Source organism: Paramylibacter ulvae (genome assembly GCF_014652655.1).
Lineage (GTDB): Bacteria > Pseudomonadota > Alphaproteobacteria > Rhodobacterales > Rhodobacteraceae > Amylibacter > Amylibacter ulvae.
On record NZ_BMZF01000025.1, the window covers coordinates 1 to 575 of the forward strand.

Here is a 575-nt window from a genome sequence, read left to right on the forward strand (position 1 = left end):
ATGGCAAAAGAAAAGTTTGAACGTTCGAAACCGCATTGCAACATCGGCACAATTGGCCACGTTGACCACGGTAAGACAACATTGACCGCAGCGATCACCAAGCAATTTGGTGACTTCAAAGCGTATGACGAAATTGACGGCGCGCCAGAAGAAAAAGCACGCGGTATTACAATTTCAACAGCACACGTTGAATATGAAACCGAAAACCGCCACTACGCACACGTTGATTGCCCAGGCCACGCTGACTATGTGAAAAACATGATCACTGGTGCGGCGCAAATGGACGGCGCGATCTTGGTTGTGAACGCAGCTGACGGCCCTATGCCACAAACACGCGAGCACATCTTGTTGGGCCGCCAGGTTGGCATCCCTTCAATGGTTGTTTTCATGAACAAAGTTGACCAAGTAGACGACGACGAGTTGTTGGAATTGGTTGAAATGGAAATTCGTGAATTGTTGAGCGATTACGATTACCCAGGTGATGATATTCCAATCATCGCAGGTTCAGCTTTGGCAGCTTTGGAAGACCGCGACGATGCGATCGGCAAAGACAAAATTGCTGAATTGATGGCTGC

1 protein-coding gene is annotated in these 575 nt (G+C 48.5%); it reads left to right on the top strand.

Going from position 1 to position 575, the window contains the following annotated elements; genetic code table 11:
• Positions 1-575 (top strand): GTP-binding protein (locus IE094_RS15485; protein ID WP_189641615.1); only part of this gene is annotated, 575 nt, incomplete at its 3' end.